Genomic DNA, 26,731 nt, shown 5'->3' on the forward strand with positions numbered 1-26,731 from the left:
CCTTGCGCGTCACCGCCTCGGGCAGGCGGACCCTACCCCGTGGATGCCCCGCGGACAATGCCGGGGCAGGCATGATTCCCTTCGCAGCGGGTTTTGTGGCCGCTCTGTGGCTGGTGCACCAGCTGCCGGCCCTGCCGCCACCGTGGATCTTCGCGGCGCTCGCCACCACTTTCGTCGCCTCCATGGTAACGCGCCATCCGGCGGCACTGCCCGCGATCCTGGCGGGGACCCTCGCGGGGCTGCTGCTGGGGACCGTTCATGCCACGACCTGGCTGGACCGGGTGGTGACGCAGGTCGAACCGGAGTCCACGCTGAGTGGCCGGGTCGTGGACCTGCCGCGCCACGGCGAACGCAGCTCGCGATTCCATCTGGCGACGCACGGCGACCCACCGCGCCGGCTGGAGGTCTCGGTCTATCCCCCGCGGGCGGATGTCGGTGCCGGGGACCTGCTGCGCCTGAAGGGGCGCCTGTATCCACCGCAGGGCCGTGCCAATCGTGCCGGCTTCGACCGTGAGGCGTGGTTCTATCGCGCGGGCCTCCATGGTCGCCTGAACGTCTCGGCCGCTGACCTGCGTCATGCGGTCGATGGCACGGCCCCGGGGGCCCTGCGCGGAGCCCTGCACCGGCAGCGCGCCACGCTCCGGGACCGCCTGCAGGCCGCCGCTCCGGAACTGCGCCACCCGGGACTGGTGCAGGCGCTGGTGATCGGCGAGCGCAGCGGCATGACGGATGCCGAATGGACTGCCTTCCTGCAGACCGGCACCAATCACCTGATGGCGATCTCGGGGTTGCACGTGGGCCTTGTGGCGGGGTTCGCGGCCCTGCTGGCCACGTTGCTCTGGCGTCATGTAGCCGCCGTACGGGAACGCTGGCCCCGCCGCGTGCTGGCGGCCGCCGCGGCGGCCCTGGCCGCGCTGGGATATGCGGCGCTGGCGGGTTTCAGCATCCCCACCCAGCGCGCTCTGCTGATGCTGCTGGCGGTGCTGGCTGCGTTGCTGCTGGGGCGGGGCGGAGCCCCGTGGCGGGCGCTGGTGCTGGCAGCGCTCATCATCCTGATCCGTGACCCGCCCGGCGTACTGGCGCCGGGCTTCTGGTTCTCGTTTGGTGCCGTGGCGGTGATCCTCGGCCTGCTTCAGGGGCGCCGCGCTCGCCCCGGGCTGCGCGAAGCCATGGCGATCCAGGTGCTGCTGGCGCTCGCCATGCTGCCGCTGGCGCTGGCATGGTTCCAGCTGGGATCGTGGATCGCGCCGCTGGCCAACATCGTGGCCGTCCCGTTGATCTCCTTTGTGGTGCTCCCGGCACTGCTGACAGGGGCCGGACTGGCCATGCTGTGGCCGCCCCTGGGCGGCCCGCCGTTGTGGCTCGGCGATGCGGTGCTGGGGCTGCTGGTCACGCTGCTGCAGGCCCTGGCCGACCTGCCGGCCGCGGTGGCCGAACGGGGCGTTCCGCTGGCGGCGGCCCTGCTCGCCGGCCTGGCGGTAATTCTTCTGCTCCTGCCCGGACGTCGCCGGATGGCCCCCTGGGTGCTGCTGGCGGCCCTGCCCCTGGGCTTGCCCCTGCGCCCGGACCTGTCCCACGGCGAGCTGCGGGCGGAACTGCTGGATACCGGGCGCGAGGCAGTGGTGTTGCTGGAGACCCGCAACCACGTGGTGGTCTACGGCCCGGGACGTGCCCGCGACGTGGAATCGGCCTTGCTGCCTGCCCTGCGGGCACGCCAGCGAAACCGGATCGACCGGGTCATCGTGGCCGACGGGCTGCTTGACGACAGCGGGTCGCGCGCCGCCGCACTGCAGGCCATGACCGCGGCCGTGGAGGTCGAGCGGGTGCTGCACCGTGACGAGCGACACCCCCGACGGATCCGCGAGTCCGGTCCGGTCTATCGGGCCTGCCGGGCCGGGCAGCAGTGGCAACGGGACGGGGTAGTGTTTCGCGTCCTGCATCCACCACGCGGCTGGGATGCCTCGCGCGCCGCCAGTTGCGTGCTGCGGATCGAGAGCGCCGGTGGCGCATTGCTGCTGACCGGCGGGCTGCGCGGACTCGGTGCGGCGGTGCTGGGCCACGAAACGCCCGACCAGGACCTGCAGGCACGCCTGCTGGTGACCGCCGAACCCGCGATGGCCATCGACAACGGGGAGGGGCTGGCCGGGGTGCGGGCACCCACCCGCTGGGTAGCGGGCACGATGCCCGACGGTCCCGACAGGCCGGGCCCCGTCGACCTGCGTGCCACGGCCACGGACGGGGCCCTGCGCCTGCGGGCCGGAACCGCCTGGGAGGCGGGCGCGGGCTGGCGGAACGAACGTCGCCGGTTCTGGCAACGCCCGCACCCCTGAATGACCGAGGCAAGCCATGTCACTCCAAGCCAGGGAAACCCTGATCAATGTACACGCTCGCGTTGGCACCCCGGGTTTTCCGAGACAAGGCGTGGCGCGCAGCCGGTAGTGGTTCTACCGGCAAGTGCCGCAACGCAGGATCGGGGAACCCGGGGTGCCAACCCCGAAGGGGCTCGGCCGCTTTTGAGCGCGCACGGCGTTGCGGCTCCCTTGTGCAGAATGACTGCACGGCGGTCACCGCGCCTTGTTCGCACGCAAAAGCGACTCGAGCGCGAGTGTGTACATTGATCAGAGTTTCCCTAGACTGGGCGGATGAATGATTTTGCTTCCGATACGATTCGCCCCGTCCGCTTTGCCGACGACCGTCTTTGGCTGCTGGATCAGCGCCGTCTGCCCGCGGAGGAAACCTTCCTGGCTCTGGATGATGCCCCGGCGGTGGCGGACGCGATCCGCGAGATGGTGGTGCGCGGGGCACCGGCGATCGGCATCACCGCGGCGTTCGGGGTGGTGCTGGCCTGTCATCGGGCGCTGCAGGCCTCGGACTGGCGCGAGCGCGTGGGCGCCGACATCGCGACCCTGCGGGGGGCACGACCCACCGCCGTGAACCTGTTCTGGGCGCTGGACCGGATGCAGGCGGTGGTCGCGGCCGCCGGAAGCGCCCGGGCCGCGCTGACCGCGACGCGCGAGGAAGCCATGGCGATGCTGGAAGCCGACATCGCCGGCAATCGCGAGCTCGGCGCCCATGGCGCCGCGCTGATCGAACCGGGCCGCGCCGTGCTGACCCATTGCAACACCGGCTCCCTGGCGACCGGGGGCTACGGGACCGCGCTGGGAGTGATTCGCGCCGCCTGGGACCAGGGGCGCATCACCGGGGTCTACGCCGACGAGACCCGTCCCTGGATGCAGGGCAGCCGGCTTACGGCCTGGGAGCTGGTGCATGACGGGATTCCGGTGACCCTGCTGTGCGAAGGCGCCGCGGCGCGGCTGCTGCAGAGCGGCGAGGTCGGCTGCGTGGTGGTGGGCGCGGATCGCATTGCGGCCAATGGCGACACCGCCAACAAGATCGGTACGTACGGGCTGGCATTGCTGGCGCGAGCGCACGGCGTGCGTTTCATGGTCGCCGCTCCGGTCGCCACCATCGATTATGCAACCCCCGCCGGCGATGCCATCCCGATCGAACAGCGCGATGCCGGTGAAGTACTGACGCTCGCGGGCCAGCCCCTGGCAGCCGCCGGGGCCGCCGCCTACAACCCGGCATTCGATGTCACTCCCGCCGGGCTGATCGACGCCATCGTGACCGAGCGGGGAGTGGTCGAGAACCCCGACGCCGAACGCCTGGCGGCATGGCGGCCGGACCCCGGAGATACCCCCGAACCGCGAGGCGTTCACGAGGGAACCTGACCGCCCCGGCAGGGCGCCTCCGGCGGGGGAATATGGTATGATCGCGGGCTTGTTCTAACGGACGGCGTGACCCATCAATGGCTGAATTCGCCAAGGAAATCTTCCCGGTCAATCTCGAAGACGAGATGCAGCAGTCCTACCTCGATTACGCGATGAGCGTGATCGTGGGACGCGCGCTCCCCGATGTGCGCGACGGCCTCAAGCCCGTCCATCGTCGTGTGCTCTACGCCATGCGCGAACTGGGCAACGACTGGAACAAGCCGTACAAGAAATCGGCCCGCGTGGTCGGTGACGTGATCGGTAAATACCACCCGCACGGCGACTCGGCCGTCTACGACGCCATCGTCCGCATGGCGCAGTCGTTCTCGATGCGCTACATGCTGGCCGACGGGCAGGGCAACTTCGGCTCGATCGACGGTGATTCGCCGGCCGCGATGCGCTATACCGAAGTGCGGATGGCACGCATCGCCACGGAACTGCTGGCCGACATCGACAAGGAAACGGTCGATTTCGTCGACAACTACGACGGTTCCGAACAGGAACCCTCGGTCCTGCCCGCGAAGTTCCCCAACCTGCTGGTGAACGGCTCCTCCGGGATCGCCGTGGGCATGGCGACCAACATCCCGCCGCACAACCTGCGCGAGGTCATCCATGCCTGCGTGGCGCTGATCGACCACCCCGAGATCGATGTCGACGGCCTGATGCAGTACCTGCCGGGTCCGGATTTCCCCACCGCCGGGATCATCAACGGCGTCGAGGGGATCCGCGAGGCCTACCGCACCGGGCGCGGTCGGGCGGTGATCCGTGCGCGTTCGCACGTGGAGCCGCTGGAAGGCGGGCAGCGCGAGGCCATCGTGGTCACCGAGCTGCCGTACCAGGTGAACAAGGCGCGCCTGACCGAGAAGATCGCCGAGCTGGTCAAGGAAAAGCGCATCGAGGGCATCTCCGAACTGCGCGACGAGTCCGACAAGGACGGCATGCGCCTGGTCATCGAGCTCAAGCGCGGCGAGATGAGCGAGGTGGTGCTCAACCACCTGTACATGCACACCCAGATGCAGAACGTGTTCGGCATCAACCTGGTGGCGCTGGTCGACGGCCAGCCGAAGGTCCTGGACCTGCGCCAGATCCTCGAGGCGTTCCTGCGCCACCGCCGCGAGGTAGTGACCCGCCGGACCATCTTTGATCTGCGCAAGGCACGCGAGCGGGCCCATGTACTGGAAGGGCTGGCGATCGCGCTGGCCAACATCGACCCGGTGATCGAACTGATCCGCAACGCGCCCAATCCGGCCGAAGCGAAAGCCGGCCTGCTGACGCGCAGCTGGCCGCCGGGCATGGTGGAAGGGATGCTCGACCGCGCCGGGGCCGCGGCCTCGCGCCCGGAAGACCTGCAAGCCGAATTCGGCATGGGCGAGGACGGCTACCGCCTGTCCGAGACCCAGGCCCAGGCGATCCTCGACCTGCGCCTGCACCGCCTGACCGGTCTGGAACAGGACAAGATCGTCGACGAATATCGCCAGCTGCTGGATACCATCGAGGACCTGCTGGACATTCTCGGCTCGCCCGAACGCCTGCAGCAGGAGATCCGGGGCGAGCTGCTGGGCGTGGCCGAGCGCTTCGGCGACGACCGCATGAGCGAGATCCGCGAGCAGCAGGCCAACCTGACGCTGGAGGATCTGATCGGCGAGGAGGACGTGGTCGTCACGCTGTCGCACGCCGGTTACGTGAAGTACCAGCCGGTGGCGGACTACCGCGCGCAGCGCCGCGGCGGCCGCGGCAAGGCGGCGGCCAGCTTCAAGGAAGAGGACTTCATCGACCGCCTGCTGGTGGCCAACACCCACGATACGGTGCTGTGTTTCTCCAGCCGCGGCCGGGTGTACTGGCTGAAGGTCTACGAGCTGCCACAGGGCTCGCGCGCATCCAGGGGCAAGCCCATCGTCAATCTGTTGCCTCTCGAATCCGACGAACGCATCAATGCGATCCTCCCGGTGCGGAGCTACGATCCGGATCATTACGTGTTCATGGTCACCGCCCAGGGCACGGTCAAGAAGACCCCGCTGACGGACTTCTCGCGACGGCGCGCCAGCGGCATCATCGCCGTGGATCTGCGCGAGGGCGACCATCTGGTGGACGTATCGCTGACCGACGGCAGCCAGGACGTGATGCTGGTGACCACCGCGGGCAAGGCGGTGCGCTTCTCCGAGACCGACGTGCGCGCCATGGGTCGCACGGCCTGCGGGGTGCGTGGCGTGCGCATGGACGACGACCAGCGGGTGATCGCGCTGCTGAACGTGGACGAAGGAGCGGCGCTGTTTGCCACCGAGAACGGCTACGGGAAGCGCACCCGCTTCGACGAGTTCCCGGTCCACCGGCGCGGCGGCCAGGGCGTGATCGCGATCCAGACCGAAGGGCGCAACGGCGCCCTGGTGGGAGCCGCCCGGGTGCAGGAAGACGACGAGGCGATGCTGATCACCAATGGCGGAACGCTGGTGCGCATGCCGGTGGAAGAGATTCCGCTGATCGGCCGCAACACCCAGGGCGTACGCCTGATCCGTCTGGATTCCGGCGAACAGCTGGTGGAACTGGCACGGGTGGCGCGCTTCGCCGGCGACGAAGACGATACTGACGCGGAAGCCGACGCGGAGAATCAACAGTCGGCCGCCCCGGAAACGCACGAGGACGAGCCGCAGGGCGGCCGCGAACCCAGCGAAAAGGGAGATGAAGAATGAGCCGAATCTGGAACTTCAGCGCCGGCCCCGCGGCCCTGCCGCAGGCGGTGCTGGAACGGGCACGCGACGAGATGCTGGACTTCCACGGTGCCGGGATGTCCGTGATGGAGATGAGTCATCGCGGCAAACCCTTCATGGAAGTCGCTGAAAAGGCGGAAGCCGATCTGCGCAAGCTGATGGGCATCCCCGACGACTACGCGGTGCTGTTCCTGCAGGGCGGGGCGACCGGTCAGTTTTCCGCGATCCCGATGAACCTGCAGCCGGGTGGCCAGCCGATGGACTACATCGACACCGGGGCCTGGTCCGGAAAGGCCATCAAGGAAGCGCAGAAGGTCGGCCCGGTGAACATCGTTGCCAGTTCCCAGGCCGAGGGCTATGCGTCCATCCCCGAGCGTTCGACCTGGAAACTCGATCCGAACGCCGCCTACGTGCACTACACGCCGAACGAGACCATCGGCGGCGTGGAATTCCACGAGGTCCCCGATGTGGGTGACAAGCCGCTGGTCGCGGACATGTCCTCCACCATCCTGTCGCGTCCGATCGATGTCTCGAAGTTCGGCGTGATCTACGCCGGCGCCCAGAAGAACATCGGTCCGGCCGGGGTGACCGTGGTGATCGTGCGCAAGGACCTGCTGGAACGCGAGAAGAGCGCGGTGCCGGCGGTGCTGGACTGGAAGCTGCAGGCCGACAACGACTCGATGTACAACACCCCGCCGACCTTCGGCTGGTACTTCGCCGGCCTGGTCTTCGAATGGCTGCTGGAGCAGGGCGGTCTGGAGAAGATGGCCGAGATCAACCAGCGCAAGGCAGAGAAGCTCTATCGTTTCATCGACAACTCGGCATTCTATCGCAACCCGGTGGAACCGAGTGCGCGTTCGAGGATGAACGTCCCGTTCATCCTCGCGGATGACAGCCTGGATGGTCCGTTCCTGAAGGAGGCCGATGCGGCCGGTCTGTCCTCGCTGAAGGGCCACCGCTCGGTGGGCGGCATGCGCGCGAGCATCTACAACGCGGTGCCGGAAGAGGCCGTCGACGCCCTGATCGAATTCATGGCGGATTTCGAGGAACGCCACGCCTGAAAAGGAGGTCGTGATGTACCGCGTCAAGACCTACAACAACATTGCGCTGCGGGGGCTGGAACGCTTCCCGCGCGAAAGCTACGAAGTCGCCTCCGGTCTGGAAGACCCGGATGCGATCATGCTGCGTTCGCATGACCTGCACGGGGAGACCATCCCGGATTCGGTGCTGGCCGTGGGGCGCGCCGGCAGCGGGGTGAACAACATCCCGGTGCAGGATCTCACCGAGCGCGGGGTTGCGGTTTTCAACGCCCCCGGGGCCAACGCCAACGCGGTCAAGGAGCTGGTGATCGCGGGGCTGCTGCTGGGGGCACGCAACCTGGTCCCCGCGGCGGGTTACGTGCAGTCCCTGGATCCCGATGACTCGAGCTTCACCGAGGCGGTCGAACACGGGAAGAAGCGCTTCAGCGGCTTCGAACTGCCGGGGCGGCGGCTGGCCGTGCTCGGCCTGGGGGCGATCGGGGTCAAGGTGGCGAACGCCGCCCGGTCCATGGGGATGGAGGTCGTGGGCTTCGACCCCAAGATCACCGTGGAGAGCGCCTGGCAGATGGCCTCGGACATCGAGCGCGCGCGGTCGGTGGACGCGGCGCTGGAGGGCGCCGACGCGGTCACGGTGCACGTGCCCCTGACCGAAAACACGCAGAACCTGGTCAATGCCGAGCGCATCCGTTCGATGAACCCCGGTGCGATGGTGCTGAACATGGCCCGTGACGGGATCGTGGACGACGAGGCGGTGGGCGAGGCCCTGAACGAGGGGCATCTGCATGCCTACGTGACCGACTTCCCGGTGCCGGGCCTGCTGGATCACCCGCGGGTGATCACGCTGCCGCACCTGGGCGCGTCGACCACCGAGTCGGAAGAGAACTGCGCGGTGATGATCGCCGATCAGCTGCGTGACTATCTCGAGAACGGCAACGTCGTCAATTCGGTGAACCTGCCGACCCTGGTGCTGGAGCGCAAGGGGCAGGCGCGCATCGCAGTGGTCAACCGCAACCTGCCGGACCGTGTGGCGCAGATCTCGCATGTCATCGGTGAATCCGACATCAATATCCTGCATCTGATGAATGACTCGCGCGGGGACATCGCCTACACCATGCTGGACGTGGACGGACATCCCAGTCCGAGCACGCTGGATGCGCTATATGGCATCGACGGTGTACTGCGGGCGCGGGTGCTCTAGGTCGTGAGCGAAGGGGAGTCTCTCGCGTCGCTGCGCGCGCGGATCGATGCGATCGACGGCGAGTTGCTGGCCCTGCTCAGCGAGCGGGCCCGCTGCGCGGAATCGGTCGCGCGGGTCAAGCGCGACAACGGCGAGGAGCCGGTGTTCTACCGGCCGGAACGCGAAGCCGAGATCCTGCGTCGGGTGCGGGAGGAAAATTCGGGGCCGCTGGCGGATGACGTGATCGTCCGGCTGTTCCGGGAGATCATGTCCGAATGTCTGGCCCTGGAACACCCACTCACGGTGGCTTATCTGGGGCCGGAGGGGACCTTCACCCACCTGGCCGCGCGCAAGCATTTCGGCCATGCGGTCACGACCACGCCGCTGGCGTCCATCGACGCCGTGTTCGGCGCGGTGGAAACCGGGCGGGCGCAGTTCGGCGTGGTTCCGATCGAGAACAGTTCCGAGGGCGTGGTCACGCATACGGTGGACTGCTTCATGGACTCGTCGCTGCAGATCTGCGGCGAGGTCGTGACGCCGATCCACCATCACCTGCTGTCGCAGAGTGCCGATCTCGGCGAGGTCCGCCAGGTACTGGCCCATGCCCAGGCTCTGGCGCAGTGCCGTGAGTGGCTGGATACCTGGCTGCCACACGCCGAGCGTCATGCGGTGGCCAGCAACGCCCGCGCGGCGGAACTGGCGGCCGGGGATGGGTCCGCGGCGGCGATTGCGTCGCGCGTGGCGGCGGAGCACTACGGGGTTCCGGTGCAGGTGGAGCACGTGGAGGACCGCGCCGACAACACCACCCGGTTCCTGATCATCGGCACGGCCACCACCCGTCCCAGCGGCGCGGACCGTACGTCGATCATGCTGAGCACGGCCAACCGGCCGGGCTCGCTGTATGCGTTGCTGAAGCCGATCGCCGAGGCCGGCATCAGCCTCACGCGCATCGAATCCCGTCCCTCGCGCTGTGCGCAGTGGACCTACGTGTTCTTCCTCGACCTGCTGGGACACCAGGAGGACCCGGAAATCGCCGGGTGCCTGGAACAGCTGAGGGAGACCGCCGACACGGTGAAGATCCTGGGCAGCTACCCCCGGGCCGCAACCTGAGAGGCATCCATGGCAACGAATCCTTCCGAATCCGTAGCCCCCGGGCCGGGTCCGGCCGCCCGGGCCGTGTCCGGCGTGCAGGGACTGCAGCCGTATCAGCCGGGCAAGCCGGTGTCCGAGCTGGAACGCGAGCTGGGCATCAGCGAGGCGGTCAAGCTCGCCTCCAACGAAAACCCGCTGGGCCCGTCGCCGCGCGCCGTGGAGGCGGCCCGGGGCGTGCTGGGCGAAGCTCATGTCTACCCCGACGGCAATGCGTTCGAGCTGAAGGCGGCGCTGGCCGCGCGTCATGGGGTGGACCCGGCGCAGATCACCCTGGGCAACGGCTCCAACGAAGTGCTGGAGCTGATCGCGCGGACCTGGCTGGCGCCGGGGCGGGCGTCGGTGTTTTCCGCCCACGCCTTCGCGGTGTACCCGCTGGTGACGCAGGCCACCGGGGCCGAGGCGCGCGTGGTCCCGGCCGTGTCGGCGGACGATGCCCGCCAGCCGTTCGGGCACGATCTGGATGCGATGCGGGCCCGGGTGGATGACGACACCGCGGTGGTGTTCGTGGCGAACCCGAACAACCCGACCGGTACCTGGGTGGATGCGCAGGCGCTGGAGGCCTTCGTGGCGGCGATGCCGCCGCAGACGGTGGTCGTGATCGACGAGGCGTATGCCGAATACGTGGAAGAAGACGGCTATCCGGACGCCACACGCTGGCTGGATCGCTATCCCAACGTGGTCGTCACCCGGACCTTTTCCAAGATCCAGGGGCTGGCGGGGCTGCGCCTGGGCTATGCCGTGAGTTCGGCGCCGGTGGCCGACATGCTCAACCGCGTGCGTCAGCCGTTCAACGTGAACGCGGTCGCTCAGGCGGCCGGTCTGGCCGCGCTCGAGGACAGCGACCACATCCGGCACTCGGTGGCGGTCAACCAGGAAGGCCTGGTGCAGCTGGATCGTGAACTCCGGGCCATGGGCCTGCGGGTCATCCCTTCGGTCGGCAATTTCATTACCTTCGACACCGGCACCGACGTCAACGCGGTGCATGACCGCCTGCAACGGCGTGGGGTCATTGCCCGGCCGGTGGAAAACTACGGGCTGCCCCGGCATCTGCGCGTCACGGTCTCGACCGCGGAGGATAACGAACGATTCCTGGCCGCCCTGCGCGAGGCCCTTGCATGATCGACCGGCTGGTCATTTTCGGAGTCGGCCTGATCGGCGGTTCGCTGGCGCTGGCGCTGCGCGAGGCCGGGGAGGTGGGGACGGTCGTGGGCTGTTCGCGCAATCCGGACAATCTGCGCGAGGCCGAACGCCTGGGTGTGATCGACGAATGGACCACCGATCCGGTCGATGCTGCCCGGGGGGCCGACATGGGCGTGCTGGCCGTACCGCTGGGGGCCATGGAAGGGCTGGCGGCATCGCTCGCCGGGGTCTGGCCGGAGGATGCGCCGCTGACCGACGTGGGCAGCAGCAAACAGGCGGTGCTGGAGGCCCTGGCGCGGGGGTTCGGCGAGGTTCCGCGGCAGTTCGTCCCCGGGCATCCGATCGCCGGCACCGAGCAGAGCGGGGTGGCGGCCGCCTTTCCCGAACTGTTCCGCGAACGGCTGGTGATCCTGACGCCGGCCGACGCCACCAGCGTAATGGCGACCAACCGCGTGACTGCGATGTGGCAGACCGCCGGCGCGCGGGTCGAATTCATGACGCCGGCGCATCACGATCACGTGCTGGCAGCCACCAGCCACCTCCCGCACGTGCTGGCCTTTACCCTGGTGGCGTCGCTGTCGAAGATGAGCGACCGCGACGAGATCTTCCATTATGCGGCGGGCGGTTTCCGCGACTTCACCCGCATTGCCTCCAGCGATCCGGTCGTCTGGCGCGACATCTGTCTTGCCAACGGGCCCTCCATCCTGGAGGTGATCGAACGTTACCAGGCCGATCTCGAATCCCTGCGGCAGGCGATTGAGCAGGGCGACGGGCAGCGCCTGGAGCAGGAATTCACTCACGCCAAGACCACGCGGGATCGTTTCTGTGATCCCGCCCGAGCTCAACTGGATACCTGAACCGATGGATACCCTGACCGTTCAACCCGGCGGCGTCCTCAGCGGGACCCTGCGGGTCGCCGGCGACAAGTCGATTTCGCATCGGTCGATCATGCTGGGGGCGCTGGCCGAAGGCACCACCCACGTGACCGGCTTCCTCGAAGGGGAAGACTGCCTCGCCACCCTGGAAGCATTTCGCGCGATGGGTGTCCCCATCCGCCGCGAAGGGCCGGGCGAGGTCATCATCGAGGGGGTCGGGATGCACGGCCTGCGTGCCCCCGAGGGTCCGCTGGACATGGGCAATTCGGGTACCGCCATGCGACTTTTGTGCGGTGTGCTCGCCGGGCAGGCGTTCGACAGCGAGCTCACCGGCGACACCTCCCTGTCGCGTCGGCCCATGCGCCGGGTCACCGAGCCGCTGGCGCGCATGGGCGCGCAGATCGACACCGCCGAAGGCGGCACCCCGCCGTTGCGGGTGCGGGGCGGACAGCCGCTGCAGGGCACGGAATACGCCCTCGAGGTCGCCTCCGCCCAGGTCAAGTCCGCACTGCTCCTTGCCGGCCTGTGGGCCGAGGGCCGCACCTGCGTGACCGAACCCGCGCCAACCCGCGATCACACCGAACGCATGCTGGAAGGTTTCGGCGTCGAAGTGGAACGTGACGGGGCCACGGCCTGTGTGGCCGGCGGCGGGCACCTGCGCGGTGGCGACGTGGACGTACCCGCGGACATCTCTTCGGCCGCCTTTTTCATGGTCGGGGCGTCGATCGCGCCAGGTTCCCACGTGATCCTGCGCCACGTCGGGGTCAATCCGACCCGGACCGGCGTGATCGAGATCCTCCGCCGCATGGGCGCCGATATTCGTCTGCTGGATCTGCGCGAGGTCAGTGGCGAGCCGGTGGCCGACATCGAGGTGCTGTCGCACGAGCTGCGCGGGATCGAGATCCCGGAGGATCAGGTGCCGCTGGCCATCGACGAATTCCCGGCCATCTTCATCGCCGCCGCCTGCGCCCACGGCGAGACCGTGCTGACCGGCGCCGAGGAATTGCGCGTCAAGGAAAGCGACCGCATCCAGGTGATGGCCGACGGCCTCGCGGCCCTCGGCGTCGACTGCGAGGTTCGGCCGGACGGCATCTGCATTCAGGGGGGCGACGGTTTTCAGGGTGGCGAGATCCAGAGCCACGGAGATCACCGCATCGCCATGGCCTTCGCCATGGCCGCACTCCGCGCCGACACGCCCGTCACCATTCACGATTGCCGCAACGTCGCGACGTCGTTCCCCGACTTCGCCGACCTGGCGCGGCAGACCGGACTGCATCTGGAGGCCCAATGACCCCGGTACTGACCATCGACGGTCCCGGCGGCGCAGGCAAGGGTACCGTCTGCATGCGCATCGCGGCGGCCATGGGCTGGCACCTGCTCGACAGCGGCGCGCTGTACCGCCTGGTGGGCCTGGCCGCACGCCGGCAGGGTGTGGAGCCGGACGACGCGGCGGCCGTCCCCGATCTGGCTCAGGCGCTGGACGTGCGCTTTGAAATCGATCGCGATGCCACACGGGTCACGACCCTGCTGGAAGGCGACCCCGTGGACGAGGAGCTGCGCACCGAGCAGGCAGGCAACGACGCCTCGCGTGCAGCAGCCATTCCCGCCGTGCGCGAGGCACTGCTGCAGCGCCAGCGCGATTTCGCGGTGCCGCCGGGCCTGGTCGCCGACGGGCGCGACATGGGGACCATCGTGTTCCCCGAAGCGGATCTGAAGATCTTTCTCGATGCCAGTGCCGAGGAACGTGCGCGGCGTCGCCAACTGCAGTTGCTGGAACAAGGACTTAGTGCTAGCCTTGAAGAACTTCGGGAAGAGATGGAAGAACGCGACCGTCGCGACCGCGAACGCAGCGTGGCGCCGCTCAAGCCGGCCGAGGATGCCTGGGTCCTGGATACCACGGATCTGGACATCGTCGCCGTGGTCGATCTCATCCTGGAGCGCCTGCGGGACGTACTCCCGGAAGACCGCCCCCCTGCCGACGAAACCCCGGGCAGCGGGATCGACAACACTTGAAACCGGTTTCAGGAAGTTTCTGTAACCGCATTTAATTTAACAGGTTTTTAAATCCATGAGTGAAAGTTTCGCGCAACTGCTCGAAGAGAGCATGGCCTACACCCAGATGCAGCCGGGTGCCATCCTCAGTGCCACCGTCATTGAGGTGAACCCGGAAGTCGTCGTGGTGAACGCGGGCCTGAAGTCCGAGGGAGTCATCCCCACCGAGCAGTTCATGAACGACGAAGGGGAACTCGAAGTCGCCGTGGGCGATGTCGTGGAAGTTGCCCTGGAAACCCCGGAAGACGGCTTCGGCGAGACCCGCATGTCTCGCGAGAAGGCCAAGCGTGCCAAGGCCTGGGATCGCCTCGAACGGGCGATGGAAGACGAGGAATACGTCACCGGCAAGATCTCCGGCAAGGTCAAGGGCGGCTACACCGTCGAACTGGGCGACATCCGTGCATTCCTGCCGGGTTCACTCGTGGATGTCCGTCCGGTGCGCGATACCGCGTATCTGGAAGGCAAGGAGCTGGAGTTCAAGCTCATCAAGCTGGATCGCCGTCGCAACAACGTGGTCGTGTCGCGTCGCGCCGTGGTCGAGCAGGAATACAGCGCCGAGCGCGAGGAACTGCTCAAGAACCTGCAGGAAGGTGCGCAGGTCAAGGGTATCGTCAAGAACCTCACCGACTACGGTGCGTTCCTGGATCTGGGCGGCATCGACGGCCTGCTCCACATCACCGACATGGCCTGGAAGCGCGTCAAGCATCCGTCCGATGTCGTTGAAATCGGCCAGGAAGTCGAAGTCAAGGTGCTCAAGTTCGACCGCGAGCGCATGCGTGTCTCGCTGGGCCTGAAGCAGCTGGGCGAGGATCCGTGGGAGAACATCACCCGGCGTTACCCGACCGGCACCCGCATCTTCGGCAAGGTCACCAACATCACCGACTACGGCTGCTTCGTCGAAATCGAAGACGGCGTGGAAGGCCTGGTGCACGTTTCCGAAATGGACTGGACCAACAAGAACGTGAACCCGGGCAAGGTCGTGGCCATCGGCGACGAGGTCGAGGTGATGATCCTGGACCTGGACGAAGAGCGCCGCCGTATCTCGCTGGGCATGAAGCAGTGCCAGTCCAACCCGTGGGACGACTTCGCCGCCAACCACAACCGTGGCGAGAAGGTCCGTGGCCAGATCAAGTCGATCACCGATTTCGGCGTGTTCGTTGGCCTGGAAGGCGGCATCGACGGCCTGATCCACCTGTCGGATCTCTCCTGGAGCGAGTCGGGCGAAGAGGCCATCCGCAACTTCAAGAAGGGTGACGAGGTCGAGGCCGTGGTCCTGTCCGTGGATCCGGAACGCGAGCGCATCTCCCTGGGCCTGAAGCAGCTGGACCGCGACCCGTTCGCCAACTTCGTGGCGGAACACAGCAAGGGCAGCATCGTGAAGGGTACGGTCAAGGAAGTGGACGCCAAGGCCGCCGTGATCGAACTGGCCGATGGGATCGACGGGATCCTGCGCGCCGCCGACATCTCCCAGGACCGCGTGGAAGACGCGCGAACGGTGCTCAACGTGGGCGACGAGGTCGAGGCCAAGTTCATGGGCGTGGACAAGAAGACCCGTGCGATCAGCCTGTCCATCAAGGCGAAGGATCGTGCCGAGGAGGCCGAAGCCGTGTCCGAATACGGGCAGGGCGGCGGCGCCACCACCTCGCTGGGCGACCTGCTGAAGGAACAGATGGGCAAGAACGACTAAGTCCTGTTCCACCGCCCGCATCCGCGTCGCAACCGCGGGTGCGGGCCTTTTTTTGTCTTTCCTCCCCCTTTGCTGCGAGTGCCAGATGACCAAATCGGAATTGATCGACAATCTTGCCCGCAAATCACCGCACCTTCCGCCACGCGACGTCGAACTGAGCGTCAAGGCCCTCCTGGAGCGGATGAGTCAGGCACTGGCCAGTGGCGAGCGGGTGGAAATTCGCGGATTCGGCAGCTTTGCGCTGCATTTCCGGCCCCCGCGCATGGGGCGGAATCCCAAGACCGGTGAGGGCGTGGCCCTGCCCGGCAAATATGTCCCTCACTTCAAGCCCGGCAAGGAATTGCGGGAACGCGTCAATGCCGGCGCGCAAAAGGACCAGTAGGCGGATACGACGAATGGCCGAGCACGGAAAGTCCCGGCTGCGGCACTGGGTCGCATTCGTGGCCCTGATCCTGATCTCCTCCGGCATCGGGATCCTGGTGGTGTTCAACGAGGGCGCCGCCACCCTCCATCTCCCCGGTCTCACCCTCGAGGCCCCCTTGATCGTACTCCTGGGCCTGAGCGCCCTGGCGGGCGTACTGATTGCGGCACTGATCTTCTGGCTCAGGCTGCGGCGTCTGCAACGCAAGATCGACCGGCTACGGGATGAGAACCGTGCGCTGCGGGTCGAGGTGGAACAGCTGCGGACCGCGCCGATGCGGGATTTCTACTGAACCGGAATGATTGAGGACTGGTTCTGGCTGCTGTTGCCGGTTGCCGCCGCCAGTGGCTGGTGGGCCGCGCGCCGAGGGGTTCCCGAGGAGGAAGAAACCCGCGATCCCGCGCTGGACCGCTATCTCCAGGGCGTACGATACCTGCTGGACGATCGTACCGACGACGCCCTGCAGACCTTCATCGAGATGGTCGAGGTCGACCATGAAACCTTTGAAACCCATGTGATCCTGGGGCGCCTGTTCCGGCGGCGGGGCGAGGTGGACCGCGCGATCCGCATTCACCAGAACCTGGTGGCGCGCCCGGCGCTGACCGATGCCCAGCGGGCACAGGCGCTGTGCGAACTGGGCCAGGACTTCCTGCTGGCGGGGGTGCTCGATCGGGCCGAGGGGGTGTTCCGCGAATTGATGAATTCGCCGAACCAGGCCTCCGAGGCACTGGAAGGCCTGCGGCACGTGTACGAGACGCAGCGCGAGTGGGACAAGGCGATCGAGGTCGGCAACCGGCTGCGCGCCGAGGGCTCGCCACAGGAACCCCTGCGGGTTGCGCATTACCATTGCGAACTGGCGAGCGAGGCGCTGGAACGCAATGACCTGGCCGAGGCCTCCGAGCGGGCAGGCCAGGCCGAAGCCCTGGTACCGGGTCTGTCGCGGGCCCTGCTGCTGAAATCGGAAATCGCCGAACGCGAGGGACGCATTCGCGAGGCCATCGATTACGGCAGTGATGCAGTGGCCCGCACGCCGCGGCTGGCACCGTTGCTGGTCCCGCGGCTGGAGCAGCTGCATCAGGCCCTGCCGGGCGAGCATCGTCTGGCGGCGCTGGAACAAGTACTGACCGACCTCGCCGAGACCCGCGGCGTGACCATGGCGCGTATCGCGCTGATGCGGCTGTATCGACGGACCGGACGCATGGACCGGGCGCTGCATGAGCTGGGGGTCATCCTGGCCCAGCGCCCGGTACCCACCTCGGGGCTGCTGGAGGCGGTGCGCTGGATGAAGGTACTGCCCGCGGTGCAGAGCTACGTAAGCGAATTTACGGCCTTCGAGAAGGCTCTGTCGGACCAGCTGCGCAGTCAGCACCTGTATCAATGCACCAACTGCGGGTACCAGGGCCGCGGCCATGTCTGGCAATGCCCCAGCTGCCGGCGCTGGGACACCCTGCGCGGGCTGGATTTCGATATCGATCAGAACACTGAAGACGCCGAAGCGGCGCTGATTCGCGAGGAGAGCCACTGAATGGACCCGGTAACGGAAACCCCGAACCTCCAGGAGCCGCGGCTGATCGTCGCCCTGGACTTCGCCTCCGGCGACGAGGCGCTGGCCTTCGCCCGCAGTCTGGACCCCCACCAGTGTGCGCTGAAGGTGGGTTTCGAGCTGTTCGTGGTCGCCGGACCGGATCTGGTCGAACGGCTGCACGGGCTCGGCTTCCGGGTGTTCCTGGACCTCAAGTTTCACGACATCCCCAACACGGTTGCGGCCGCCTGTCGCGCGGCGGCCCGCATGGATGTGTGGCTGGTGAACCTGCACGCTTCCGGCGGCCTGGCGATGATGCGGGCAGCCCGTGACGCGGTCCGCGAGGTCAATGAACGGACGGCCCTGCTGGCCGTAACGGTGCTGACCTCCAGTGACCGCGCGACCCTGGAGGAGACCGGCGTGCAGGACACCCCGGATGGCCAGGTCATGCGCCTGGGGCGCCTGGCGGTGGAGCAGGCGGGGCTGGACGGGCTGGTATGTTCCGCGCGCGAAGCGGCGATGCTGCGCGAGGAGCTGGGGGCGGCACCCAGGCTGGTGACGCCCGGGATTCGCCTGGAAACGGCCGGGGACGACGACCAGAAACGGGTGATGACGCCGGAACGGGCGCTGGAGGCCGGCGCCAGTGCCATTGTGGTGGGCCGGCCGATCACCCGTGCGCAGGATCCCGCCGCGGCGATGCGGACGATCGCGGGACGCATGCAGGGGGTTTCCCCGACGCAGTGATCGGGCTAGGATCCATGGTGAGCGCATGGGAGACGGCGCTCGCCACCATTGAAAAGACAAGGAGGTTCACCATGATCCGTACTGTATCCATGTTCCGTTCCGCCCGGGTGTTGCTGCCTGCCATGGCGCTGGGGCTGAGCCTCGGCTCGCCGGTCACTGCCGGCGAACAGGTGCCCGTCAACGTCAATTCGGCACCGCTGGAGGAGCTGGTCACCCTGAGCAATGTCGGTGAGGTCACGGCGCGTGCCATCCTCGAACACCGGGAAGAACACGGGGATTTCGAATCCGAGCAGGCCCTGACCGAGGTGTCCGGCATTGGCGAACGGACGGTGGAAATGAATCTGGATCGGATTGAACTGGAATAGGGAGAGCGGCCGGGGCATGACCGCCATCGCGCGGCCATGCCCCGCGGCCCGGAGGGCACATGACCGAAAAGAGCAAACGAATCCGTACCGCGGTCTTTCCCGTGGCCGGCATGGGGACGCGCTTTCTGCCGGCGACCAAGGCCAACCCCAAGGAAATGCTCCCGGTAGTGGACAAGCCGCTGATCCAGTATGCCGCCGAAGAGGCCGTCGCGGCGGGGATCGATACCCTGGTGTTCGTCACCGGACGCAACAAGCGCGCCATCCCCGATCATTTCGACAAGGCCTACGAGCTGGAGAACGAGCTGGAGGAGCGGGGCAAGACCGAGCTCCTCGAACGCATCCGCAACATCGTTCCATCCAGCGTCACTTGCGTGTACCTGCGCCAGGCCGAAGCCCTGGGGCTGGGGCATGCGGTCGCCTGTGCGCGCCCCGTGGTGCGCGCAGAACCGTTCGCCGTGATCCTGGCGGATGACCTGATCGAGGCCGTGGATGGCGGGGCCACCGCGCAGATGGTGGAGCAGTACAACGGCCATGGCTGCAGCGTGCTGGGCGTGGAGGAGGTGCCCGAAGACCGCACCCATCAGTACGGCATCATCGATCCGGAACGCACCGGTCCCCGCAGCTGGGACGTGAAGGGCATCGTGGAAAAGCCCGATCCGGCCTTTGCACCGTCGAACGTAGCCGTGGTCGGGCGCTATGTGCTGACGCCGCGGATCTTCGATCTGCTGGAACGGCAGGAACCCGGGGCCGGCGGCGAGATCCAGCTGACCGATGCCATCGATCGCCTGCGCGAGGAGGAACGCGTGACGGCCTGGGAGTTCTCCGGGCGGCGTTTCGACTGCGGCAGCAAGCTGGGCTATCTCGAGGCCACGGTCGAGTTCGCCCTCGACCACCCCGAACTCAAGGACGATTTCCGCGAATACCTGCGCACGCGGACGGACAGCTGACGCGTCCGGGCCCGGCGCTCACCACCAAAGCCGCCGATGCCGGGGCCGAACCAGCAACCGCCCGCGCCAGTACTGGATCATCAGCAGCCCCACCACCATGCCGCCCAGATGCGCGAAATGGGCGATCCCCGACATGGTCCCGGATACCCCCAGATAGAGCTCGAGGATGCCGTAACCGATCACGAAGTACTTGGCCTTGATCGGAATCGGCAGGAAGATCAGGAACAGGCGCTGGTTGGGGAACATCATCCCGAATGCCAGCAGCACCCCGAACACCCCGCCGGAGGCCCCCACGGTGGGGTAGATGGCATCACCGTTGCCCCCTGCAGTGACCACCAGCTGCACCAGACCGGCGCCGATCACACAGATCAGAAAATAGGTCGCGAACATGCGCGAACCCCATGAATTCTCGACCTGAACGCCCAGCATCCATACCACGAACATGTTGACGAACAGGTGCAGCGGCCCGCCATGCAGGAAGCCATAGGTCACCAGCTGCCAGAGCTGGAAATCCGGCACGCGCATCATCGAGCCGTCCTGCATGATGGTGGACGGGGTGCCGATCGGCCACAGGGCGAAATGGGCCATCAGCCAGTTGCCCAGCGCGGGCATGGCCAGGAACAGCAGGACGTTGGTGACCAGCAGGAAACCGATCACCGGAGGCATCATGCTGAAGCGCGGCGAGCGCGGATCAGGATGGGTCATGCGGAGGGTGCGCCGGTCCGGCTCAGAAGTCGTCGGTCACGGCGCCGCGGCTGGCCGATCCCACCGTGCGCGCGTATTTGGCAAGCACTCCGCGGGCCACCGGGGGCTCCGGGACCTTCCAGGCCGACCGGCGGCGTTCCAGTTCCTCGGGGTCGATGTCCAGATCCAGCTGGTTCCGGTCGGCGTCGATCACGATCGGGTCGCCTTCCTGCACCAGCGCGATGGGACCACCCGCGGCCGCCTCGGGCGCGACATGACCCACGACCATGCCGTAGGTGCCGCCGGAGAACCGTCCGTCGGTGACCAGGCCTACTGCATCTCCCAGACCGGCACCGATCAGCGCCGCGGTGGGGGCCAGCATCTCGCGCATCCCGGGTCCGCCGCGCGGCCCTTCATAACGAATGACGATCACGTCCCCTTCGCGGATCGAGCCGGCGAGAATCGCGTCCAGGCAGGCCTCCTCGGAGTCGAAGACCCGGGCGGGTCCGCGAATACTGCGTCGCTTGAGGCCGGTCACCTTGGCCACGCCCCCCTCGGGGGCCAGACTGCCCTTGAGGATCGCCAGGTGGCCCTGTGGATAGAGCGGGTCGGCCGGGGTGCGGACCATGTCTGCGGCCTCCGCCGGCGGGGCGGCGGGGGCATTGCGAAGGGTTTCCGCCAGGGTCTCGCCGGTGATCGTCAGGCACTCCCCGTGCAGAAGCCCGGCGTCCAGCAGCAGGCGCATCACCAGCGGGGTGCCGCCGGCCTGATGGAAGGCGGTGGTCACGTACCGCCCGGAGGGCTTGAGATCGCACAGGACCGGGGTGCGACGGCGAATCCGTTCGACATCGTCCAGATCCAGGGGCACCTCGGCGGCGTGCGCGATCGCCAGCAGGTGCAGCACCGCGTTGGTGGAGCCGCCCAGGGCCATGACCACCGCGAGGGCATTCTCGAAGGCCGGCCGGGTGAGGATATCGCGCGGCTTGCGATCGGCATGGATCGCCTCCAGCAGGACCTCGCCGGAGCGCGCCGCGGACTCGCCTTTTTCCGGATCCTCGGCGGCCTGGGTCGAGGATCCCGGCAGGCTCATCCCCAGCGCCTCGAAGGCCGAGGACATGGTATTCGCGGTGTACATGCCCCCGCAGGAACCCGCGCCGGGACAGGCGTTGCGCTCCACCCCCTGCAGGTCCTCGTCGGACAGCCGACCGGCGCCGTGCTGTCCCACGGCCTCGAAGGCACTGACAATGGTCAGTTCCTGGCCCTTGTAATGGCCGGGCTTGATGGTGCCGCCATAGACGAAGATGGCCGGCACGTTGAGGCGGGCGAGGGCGATCATCGCCCCGGGCATGTTCTTGTCACATCCCCCGGTGGCCAGCACCCCGTCCATGCTCTGCCCGTTGACCACGGTTTCGATCGCGTCGGCGATCACCTCGCGCGAGACCAGCGAGTATTTCATCCCCGGGGTGCCCATGGAGATCCCGTCGGAGATGGTGATGGTGCCGAAGGTCTGGGGCATGCCGCCGGCCTGACGCACCGCCCGTTCCGCGCGTTCGGCAAGCGCGCCGATCCCCGTGTTGCAGGGGGTAATCGTACTGTGCGCGTTGGCGATCCCGACGATGGGACGCTGGAAGTCGTCGTCTCCGAACCCGACGGCGCGCAGCATGGCGCGATTGGGTGTGCGGCGTGGCCCTTCGGTGACCACGCGCGAGCGGCGGTTGTCCTGGCTCATGGTTTCCTCAGTGTGTCCGGGTCTGGTTTTCGCGACTGTAACGCCCGTTCATGAAACGGTCGAAGAACTTGCCCAGGTCCGGGTGATCGATCTGTTCGCCCGAGGTGTCGCTTTCCAGATGACGCTCGGCCACATAGGTGCTGTGGGTGTAGCCATCCACCAGCACGTGGTACCACGGCTGGTCCTTGGGCGGCCGGCTCTTCGCGACCGTCTCATACCATTCGTCCGAGCCGTTGTAGACCGGGTCGACATCCACGATGACGCCGCGGTAATCATACTTCAGGTGATGGACGATCTCGCCCACCGAAAAACGGGTGCCGCTGGCCATGGTGCAATCTCTCTGCTCGCAGGGGTGAAAACAAAAGAATAGACCGGGCGAGCCCGGGGCGCGTCACGCCGTCTCAGGGTTCGTCCGGTTCCTGTCCGGATCCGCTCGGGGCCGCCTCCCGCCGCGGGCCGTACTGCTTGAAGGCCTCCCGCACGCGCTGCATCTCCGCGGCATCCAGCAGGGCGGGGCCGCCGATGGACAGGCTCAGCACGTACTGCTGCGCCAGCAGTTCGACCTCCTCGGTGAGCCACAGCGCGCGTGCGAGGTCCGGCCCGGTGGCGATCATCCCGTGGTTCGCCAGCAGACAGGCGTAGCGGTCCTCCAGTGCGGCAAGCGCATGTCGCGAGAGTTCCGGGGTCCCGAAGGTGGCATACGGGGCACAGCGGATGGAGTCGCCGCCGGCGGCTGCGATCATGTAATGCAGCGGCGGGATGTCGCGCTGCTGAATCGCGACCACGCTGGCGTAGACCGAATGCACGTGCACCACTGCATGAACATCGTCGCGTTCCCGCAGGATCGCGCGGTGGAAGTGCCATTCGCTGGAAGGCTTCTGGTGCGCCGGCCAGTATCCGTCGGCATCCATGTACACCAGATCTTCCGGCGTCAGGTCCTCGTACGCCACGCCGGAGGGGGTGATCAGCAGGCCGTGACCGCAGCGTACACTGACGTTACCGGATGTACCCTGGTTGAGGCCGCGCCGGTTGGTTTCCAGCGCCGTGTCGATCACCGCCTCGCGCAACTGTTGCTCATTCATGCGCCTGCCTTCGTCCGGAACCGTCTTGCGCATTCTGCCTGACGGCAGCGCTCGGGGCATCCGGCCGCAAGGGTTCCGGGGAGTTCGCCCCGGACAAGCACCCGTCCGTTCGCGGCCAAGGCCGCTCCCACACCTGCTCCCACACCTGCTCCCGCATCTGCAGGAGCCCTGCCGGCGAACAGAGTGTCTGTAGGAGCCTGCTTGCAGGCGAACAGCGCCGGAGTCGCCGAAAAGGCCAGCGCGAGCGCCAGCAGCAGGATCATGGTGGTGGCCACGCGCCCGATGACCGGCCAGCGATGCAGCTGGCGTTCCGTCAGGGTCCACCAGTGGGCCAGCCGGGCCATGCCGGGCAGGGTGCGCGGGGCGCTTCGGTCGGGTTCGGGGGGCCGCGCCGCGACCCGGCCGATCCCGGGCCATCGGGATCGCTGCCACCATGCCCCGCCTGCCAGTACCCCGGCCAGTAGAAGCGGCCAGAGACCGTTCCCGATGGCCGATGTGGTCAGGACGTATTCGCGCAGGGAAGCATCGGCCACCCACCAGGGCAGCACAAGCCCGGCCGCTAGGGTCGCCCACCAGAGCACCATGCACCCCATCATGCCCCCGTGGCGGTCATTGCCGCCGGTCGACCGCTCCGGTTCTGGCTCCGGGGTGCGGCTGGCCGCGCGGCGCAGGAAATGCAGCATCAGCAGGGCGGTGGCGGTGCCGGTCAGGCCCGCCAGCCAGCCGGGCATGCCGGACGTGAGGGCGGCTTTGGCCAGGGCTCCGCCGGAGAGCGGAGCGGCCGCGAGCGCGGCCCCGGCCAGCGCCAGACCGAGCAGTATCGTCCTCCGGGTGAAGCGATCCGCCGCCGTCGCCAGCAGCCCGGTCCCGAGGAACAGCGCCCCCTTGGCCAGGCCGTGATGAGCGAGCATCACCGCCAGGCCCGCCCAGACCGCCGCCGGTGGCGCTCCCGGCGACGTCCCGGCCGCGCCCATGCCGAGCAGGGCGACCACCAGGCCCATCTGACTGACGCTGGACCAGGCGAGGATGGTCTTGGGTTCGGACTGGCGCAGACCCGCGGCCACGGCATAAAAGGTGCCCGTGAGGCCCAGCGCCGTCAGGATCAGGGCGCCGTGCCCGGGAACCTCAAGACCGCCTTCGAGCAGTCGCCATGCCCCCAGGGCGCCGACCTTGATCATCACGCCGCTCAGTACCGCGCTGGCCGGCACCGGCGCCACCGCGTGGGCCCGGGGCAGCCAGGCATGCAGCCCCGGCGCGCCCAGCTTCAGGCCGAAGCCGATCGCGAACAGCAGGGCGGCGGCCGGTTCCATGCCCGCACCCAGTCCGACGAGATCCGGCGAATTCCCCGGACCGGCGAGCATGGTGGTCCAGGCCACCGCCGTGAACAGCGCGACCTCGCCGATCAGCATCAGGCCGAGGTAGAGCCGTCCGGCCCGCAGGGCCGTCACGCCGCCGGTGTGGGTGACCAGACCGTAGGCCGCGAAGGTCATCAGCGCGAAGCCGGCATAGAAGGTGAGCAGATCCGCCGCCAGCACCAGCAGCAGGTAGCCGGCCAGGGTCAGCAGCCAGAACACGGCAAACCGCAGCGGGTGTGTCAGCGGGTGTCGATGGGCGTACGCCCCGGCGAGCAGCCACAACAGGGCGCCGGGCAACAGAAAGGCGCGGGCCGTGCCATCCAGCGCCAGACGGGCCTGATCCAGCAGCCCGGGCAGCACGATCCCGGCATCGGGGTCGGGGCCTGCCAGGGCCAGCAAGAGCGCCGGCAGGGCCGCCAGCGGCAGCAGGATGGTGGCCCGGCGACGCAGGGCGGGGAGCGCGAGCGCGGTCAGGGCCAGCCATGGCGCCAGCACGGCCAGCAGCAGTGCGAGCTGCGTGGCGTTCATCCGGCCAGCCCCCCGGCCGCAAAGGCCGAGCGCAGCGCCGTGGCGAACAGGCCGCTTGCGATCGCCGCCAGGGCCAGCAGCAGTGCGGCCCGGGGCATGGCGAGCGGAATGGGCAGCGGTGGCCCCTGCGCGGGCGCCGCGGCCGCGTCATCGCTTCCCAACCGCAACGGATCCCGCAGGATGCGCCACAGGTATCCGGCGGTGATGAACGTCCCGAGCACGATCACCGCCGCCCAGGGCCAGGCGCGCGCGGCCAGCGCCGACTCCAGCAGCCACCACTTGGCGACGAAGCCTCCGCTGGGTGGCAGGCCCACCAGACTCGCCGCCGCCAGCGCGATCGCGATCCAGGCCAGCAGGCTGCCACCGGCCATCGGCGGGCCGATGCGGCGCAGATGGTCGCTGCCCCATTGCCACGCCAGGCAGCCCGCCGCCAGGAACAGGCTGCCCTTGGCCAGGCCGTGGGCCAGCAACAGCATCAGCATGCCCGCATGGGCCTGGCCGGGCAGGGCCCCGGCGGCCGCCAGCGGGAACACCAGCAGGCCGAAGCCCAGCTGCGAGACGGTCGAATACGCGATCACCATCTTCAGGTGGCGCTGGAGCATGGCCAGCACACCGCCCCAGATGACCGCCGCCGCCCCCAGCAGGCCCAGCAGCTGTGCCGGCAGCCCCGGAAGCATCCCGCCAAACGGGCCGAACCACAGACGCACCAGCAGATAGAACGCCGCGGTCACCACCACAGCGGAAAGCACCGCACTGACCGCCGCATGGGCCCGGCCATGGGCCGGGGGCAGCCAGAAGTGCAGCGGGAAGATCGCCCCCTTCAGCAACAGACCCAGAGTGATCATCACCGCGGCCGCCAGGGTGACGGGTTCCTCCGCGGCCCGGCCGGTCAGCAGGGCGATGTCCAGTGCGCCGTACTGGCCGTAGAGCAGGGCGACACCCAGAAGATACAGCGTGGAACCCAGCAGCGTTGCGAGGAAGTAGCGCCATGCCGCGGCCAGCGCCGGCCCGCCGGCGGCGGCGATCAGCGCCACCGCGGCGAGGGCCACCATCTCCAGGATCACGTAGAGATTGAACAGATCGGCAGACAGGAACAAGGCATTGAGCCCGCCCCACAGGAACAGCCACAACGGCCAGAAATAACGTCTCTGGCGACTGTCCGGCACCAGACGGCGCTCGGCAAGGCGATAGATCGCCGCGGCCAGCGCGACCATAGTGGTCAGAACAAGCAGGGTCAGGGCGAGGGCATCGATCTGCCAGCCGATTCCCAATGGCGCGGCCCAGCCCCCCAGATCCTGGCGCCAGGGGCCGGTGCGCAGGTTTTCGAGGACCAGAACGGCCAGTACCGGCAACAGCAGCAGTCCGGTACCCAGCGTCGCCATGCGGCCCCGGCGCGGATGCGCGAAGGCGTGAAGTGACCCCCTCGACGGCTGCACAGGTTATTGTGGGGCCAACAGGAGGGCATGATGAGCGAAGAAGCACCGGTGAAGCGGTGGACGGCGAAGCGCAAGACGGCCGTGGTGATGGACATCTTCAAGGGCAAGACCACAGTGGCGGAGGTGGCGCGCCAGCATGATCTGGCGGTGTCCGACGTCGAGAGCTGGATGGACGAGGCGCAGAAGAACATGGAGAACGGCTTCAAGTCCCGTCCGAAGGATCTGCGCGAGCAGTACGAGTCGGAGCTGCGCGAGACGCGGGAGGCGCTGGGTGAGGCCCACCTGCAGATCTATGCGCTAAAAAAGTGGCGGCGCCTGCT

General features: G+C 67.9%; 24 protein-coding genes. 18 read left to right on the top strand and 6 right to left on the bottom strand.

All coding sequences use genetic code 11. The annotated features are described in order from the left end of the window. The first annotated feature begins 71 nt into the window (after positions 1-71). The 17 genes from F787_RS0106000 (at position 72) to galU (ending at position 19,597) form a co-directional block, all read left to right on the top strand. Positions 72-2,330 (top strand): ComEC/Rec2 family competence protein, encoded by a 2,259-nt coding sequence (locus tag F787_RS0106000; RefSeq protein ID WP_028491617.1) that lies wholly within the window; start codon positions 72-74, stop codon positions 2,328-2,330. Between the two features lie 312 nt (positions 2,331-2,642). Beyond that, a complete protein-coding gene (gene mtnA / locus F787_RS0106005) occupies positions 2,643-3,731 on the top strand; it encodes an S-methyl-5-thioribose-1-phosphate isomerase (protein WP_019569988.1) in 1,089 nt (362 codons plus the stop codon). A gap of 77 nt (positions 3,732-3,808) precedes the next feature. Beyond that, on the top strand, positions 3,809-6,457 hold the full coding sequence (gene gyrA, locus F787_RS0106010; protein ID WP_028491618.1) for a DNA gyrase subunit A: 2,649 nt from the start codon (positions 3,809-3,811) through the stop codon (positions 6,455-6,457). Continuing rightward, on the top strand, positions 6,454-7,536 hold the full coding sequence (gene serC, locus F787_RS0106015) for a 3-phosphoserine/phosphohydroxythreonine transaminase (protein ID WP_028491619.1): 1,083 nt from the start codon (positions 6,454-6,456) through the stop codon (positions 7,534-7,536). Before gyrA ends, serC begins: the two co-directional genes overlap by 4 nt. A 13-nt stretch (positions 7,537-7,549) precedes the next feature. After that, complete coding sequence (locus F787_RS0106020) at positions 7,550-8,713, top strand: phosphoglycerate dehydrogenase (protein ID WP_028491620.1); 1,164 nt, start codon at positions 7,550-7,552, stop codon at positions 8,711-8,713. Positions 8,714-8,716: 3 nt separating this feature from the next. Then, complete coding sequence (gene pheA, locus F787_RS0106025) at positions 8,717-9,802, top strand: prephenate dehydratase (RefSeq protein ID WP_028491621.1); 1,086 nt, start codon at positions 8,717-8,719, stop codon at positions 9,800-9,802. 9 nt (positions 9,803-9,811) lie between these two features. Next, positions 9,812-10,963, top strand: a complete 1,152-nt coding sequence (gene hisC / locus F787_RS0106030) for a histidinol-phosphate transaminase (RefSeq protein ID WP_028491622.1) — start codon at positions 9,812-9,814, stop codon at positions 10,961-10,963. Then, a complete protein-coding gene (locus tag F787_RS0106035) occupies positions 10,960-11,841 on the top strand; it encodes a prephenate dehydrogenase/arogenate dehydrogenase family protein (RefSeq protein WP_019589994.1) in 882 nt (293 codons plus the stop codon). Before hisC ends, F787_RS0106035 begins: the two co-directional genes overlap by 4 nt. Before the next feature lie 4 nt (positions 11,842-11,845). Next, a complete protein-coding gene (aroA, locus tag F787_RS0106040; protein ID WP_028491623.1) occupies positions 11,846-13,150 on the top strand; it encodes a 3-phosphoshikimate 1-carboxyvinyltransferase in 1,305 nt (434 codons plus the stop codon). Next, a complete protein-coding gene (cmk, locus tag F787_RS0106045; RefSeq protein ID WP_018869438.1) occupies positions 13,147-13,872 on the top strand; it encodes a (d)CMP kinase in 726 nt (241 codons plus the stop codon). Before aroA ends, cmk begins: the two co-directional genes overlap by 4 nt. Before the next feature lie 55 nt (positions 13,873-13,927). Further along, positions 13,928-15,598 carry a 30S ribosomal protein S1 gene (rpsA, locus tag F787_RS0106050; RefSeq protein ID WP_018869437.1) on the top strand — a complete coding sequence of 557 codons (1,671 nt, stop codon included), beginning with the start codon at positions 13,928-13,930 and terminating at the stop codon, positions 15,596-15,598. Between the two features lie 85 nt (positions 15,599-15,683). Further along, positions 15,684-15,980 (top strand): integration host factor subunit beta, encoded by a 297-nt coding sequence (locus tag F787_RS0106055; RefSeq protein ID WP_019022077.1) that lies wholly within the window; start codon positions 15,684-15,686, stop codon positions 15,978-15,980. Positions 15,981-15,993: 13 nt separating this feature from the next. After that, positions 15,994-16,311 (top strand): lipopolysaccharide assembly LapA domain-containing protein, encoded by a 318-nt coding sequence (locus F787_RS0106060; RefSeq protein ID WP_028491624.1) that lies wholly within the window; start codon positions 15,994-15,996, stop codon positions 16,309-16,311. Positions 16,312-16,317: 6 nt separating this feature from the next. After that, on the top strand, positions 16,318-17,544 hold the full coding sequence (locus F787_RS0106065) for a tetratricopeptide repeat protein (protein WP_018869434.1): 1,227 nt from the start codon (positions 16,318-16,320) through the stop codon (positions 17,542-17,544). Further along, on the top strand, positions 17,545-18,285 hold the full coding sequence (pyrF, locus tag F787_RS0106070) for an orotidine-5'-phosphate decarboxylase (RefSeq protein ID WP_018869433.1): 741 nt from the start codon (positions 17,545-17,547) through the stop codon (positions 18,283-18,285). It abuts the gene before it with no gap. A 122-nt stretch (positions 18,286-18,407) separates the two neighbouring features. Continuing rightward, entirely contained in the window at positions 18,408-18,650 is a 243-nt protein-coding gene (locus F787_RS0106075) for a helix-hairpin-helix domain-containing protein (RefSeq protein ID WP_051246034.1), read from the top strand. A 59-nt stretch (positions 18,651-18,709) separates the two neighbouring features. Then, entirely contained in the window at positions 18,710-19,597 is an 888-nt protein-coding gene (gene galU / locus F787_RS0106080; protein ID WP_028491626.1) for a UTP--glucose-1-phosphate uridylyltransferase GalU, read from the top strand. Between the two features lie 18 nt (positions 19,598-19,615). Here galU and F787_RS0106085 read toward each other — a convergent pair whose 3' ends face one another. The 6 genes from F787_RS0106085 to F787_RS0106110 all read right to left on the bottom strand — a co-directional run bounded on the left by F787_RS0106085 (position 19,616) and on the right by F787_RS0106110 (position 26,357). Continuing rightward, positions 19,616-20,302, bottom strand: coding sequence for a rhomboid family intramembrane serine protease (locus F787_RS0106085; protein WP_028491627.1), 687 nt, complete (start codon positions 20,300-20,302; stop codon positions 19,616-19,618). Positions 20,303-20,324: 22 nt separating this feature from the next. Then, positions 20,325-22,010, bottom strand: coding sequence for a dihydroxy-acid dehydratase (gene ilvD / locus F787_RS0106090; protein WP_018869429.1), 1,686 nt, complete (start codon positions 22,008-22,010; stop codon positions 20,325-20,327). Between the two features lie 7 nt (positions 22,011-22,017). After that, positions 22,018-22,338, bottom strand: coding sequence for a heat shock protein HspQ (hspQ, locus tag F787_RS0106095; RefSeq protein WP_018869428.1), 321 nt, complete (start codon positions 22,336-22,338; stop codon positions 22,018-22,020). A 73-nt stretch (positions 22,339-22,411) separates the two neighbouring features. Beyond that, entirely contained in the window at positions 22,412-23,092 is a 681-nt protein-coding gene (locus F787_RS0106100; protein ID WP_028491628.1) for a class II aldolase/adducin family protein, read from the bottom strand. Beyond that, on the bottom strand, positions 23,089-24,975 hold the full coding sequence (locus tag F787_RS0106105; protein WP_028491629.1) for a complex I subunit 5 family protein: 1,887 nt from the start codon (positions 24,973-24,975) through the stop codon (positions 23,089-23,091). Before F787_RS0106105 ends, F787_RS0106100 begins: the two co-directional genes overlap by 4 nt. Then, on the bottom strand, positions 24,972-26,357 hold the full coding sequence (locus F787_RS0106110; RefSeq protein WP_231373404.1) for a complex I subunit 5 family protein: 1,386 nt from the start codon (positions 26,355-26,357) through the stop codon (positions 24,972-24,974). The genes F787_RS0106105 and F787_RS0106110 overlap by 4 nt, the downstream gene beginning before the upstream one ends. Positions 26,358-26,441: 84 nt before the next feature. Between F787_RS0106110 and F787_RS0106115 the strand changes: the two genes are divergently transcribed. Next, the coding region (locus F787_RS0106115) for a transposase (protein ID WP_028491631.1) at positions 26,442-26,731 on the top strand (290 nt) is incomplete at its 3' end.

This window comes from Thioalkalivibrio sp. ALE19 (assembly GCF_000428605.1).
Lineage (GTDB): Bacteria > Pseudomonadota > Gammaproteobacteria > Ectothiorhodospirales > Ectothiorhodospiraceae > Thioalkalivibrio.

Excerpts from the sequence above, each read along its gene's own strand:
- F787_RS0106000 (WP_028491617.1), top strand. The coding sequence starts at position 72 with ATGATTCCCTTCGCAGCGGGTTTTGTGGCCGCTCTGTGGCTGGTGCAC.
- mtnA (WP_019569988.1), top strand. The coding sequence starts at position 2,643 with ATGAATGATTTTGCTTCCGATACGATTCGCCCCGTCCGCTTTGCCGAC.
- gyrA (WP_028491618.1), top strand. The coding sequence starts at position 3,809 with ATGGCTGAATTCGCCAAGGAAATCTTCCCGGTCAATCTCGAAGACGAG.
- serC (WP_028491619.1), top strand. The coding sequence starts at position 6,454 with ATGAGCCGAATCTGGAACTTCAGCGCCGGCCCCGCGGCCCTGCCGCAG.
- F787_RS0106020 (WP_028491620.1), top strand. The coding sequence starts at position 7,550 with ATGTACCGCGTCAAGACCTACAACAACATTGCGCTGCGGGGGCTGGAA.
- hisC (WP_028491622.1), top strand. The coding sequence starts at position 9,812 with ATGGCAACGAATCCTTCCGAATCCGTAGCCCCCGGGCCGGGTCCGGCC.
- F787_RS0106035 (WP_019589994.1), top strand. The coding sequence starts at position 10,960 with ATGATCGACCGGCTGGTCATTTTCGGAGTCGGCCTGATCGGCGGTTCG.
- aroA (WP_028491623.1), top strand. The coding sequence starts at position 11,846 with ATGGATACCCTGACCGTTCAACCCGGCGGCGTCCTCAGCGGGACCCTG.
- cmk (WP_018869438.1), top strand. The coding sequence starts at position 13,147 with ATGACCCCGGTACTGACCATCGACGGTCCCGGCGGCGCAGGCAAGGGT.
- rpsA (WP_018869437.1), top strand. The coding sequence starts at position 13,928 with ATGAGTGAAAGTTTCGCGCAACTGCTCGAAGAGAGCATGGCCTACACC.
- F787_RS0106055 (WP_019022077.1), top strand. The coding sequence starts at position 15,684 with ATGACCAAATCGGAATTGATCGACAATCTTGCCCGCAAATCACCGCAC.
- F787_RS0106060 (WP_028491624.1), top strand. The coding sequence starts at position 15,994 with ATGGCCGAGCACGGAAAGTCCCGGCTGCGGCACTGGGTCGCATTCGTG.
- F787_RS0106065 (WP_018869434.1), top strand. The coding sequence starts at position 16,318 with ATGATTGAGGACTGGTTCTGGCTGCTGTTGCCGGTTGCCGCCGCCAGT.
- pyrF (WP_018869433.1), top strand. The coding sequence starts at position 17,545 with ATGGACCCGGTAACGGAAACCCCGAACCTCCAGGAGCCGCGGCTGATC.
- F787_RS0106075 (WP_051246034.1), top strand. The coding sequence starts at position 18,408 with ATGGCGCTGGGGCTGAGCCTCGGCTCGCCGGTCACTGCCGGCGAACAG.
- galU (WP_028491626.1), top strand. The coding sequence starts at position 18,710 with ATGACCGAAAAGAGCAAACGAATCCGTACCGCGGTCTTTCCCGTGGCC.
- F787_RS0106085 (WP_028491627.1), bottom strand. The coding sequence starts at position 20,302 with ATGACCCATCCTGATCCGCGCTCGCCGCGCTTCAGCATGATGCCTCCG.
- ilvD (WP_018869429.1), bottom strand. The coding sequence starts at position 22,010 with ATGAGCCAGGACAACCGCCGCTCGCGCGTGGTCACCGAAGGGCCACGC.
- hspQ (WP_018869428.1), bottom strand. The coding sequence starts at position 22,338 with ATGGCCAGCGGCACCCGTTTTTCGGTGGGCGAGATCGTCCATCACCTG.
- F787_RS0106100 (WP_028491628.1), bottom strand. The coding sequence starts at position 23,092 with ATGAATGAGCAACAGTTGCGCGAGGCGGTGATCGACACGGCGCTGGAA.
- F787_RS0106105 (WP_028491629.1), bottom strand. The coding sequence starts at position 24,975 with ATGAACGCCACGCAGCTCGCACTGCTGCTGGCCGTGCTGGCGCCATGG.
- F787_RS0106110 (WP_231373404.1), bottom strand. The coding sequence starts at position 26,357 with ATGGCGACGCTGGGTACCGGACTGCTGCTGTTGCCGGTACTGGCCGTT.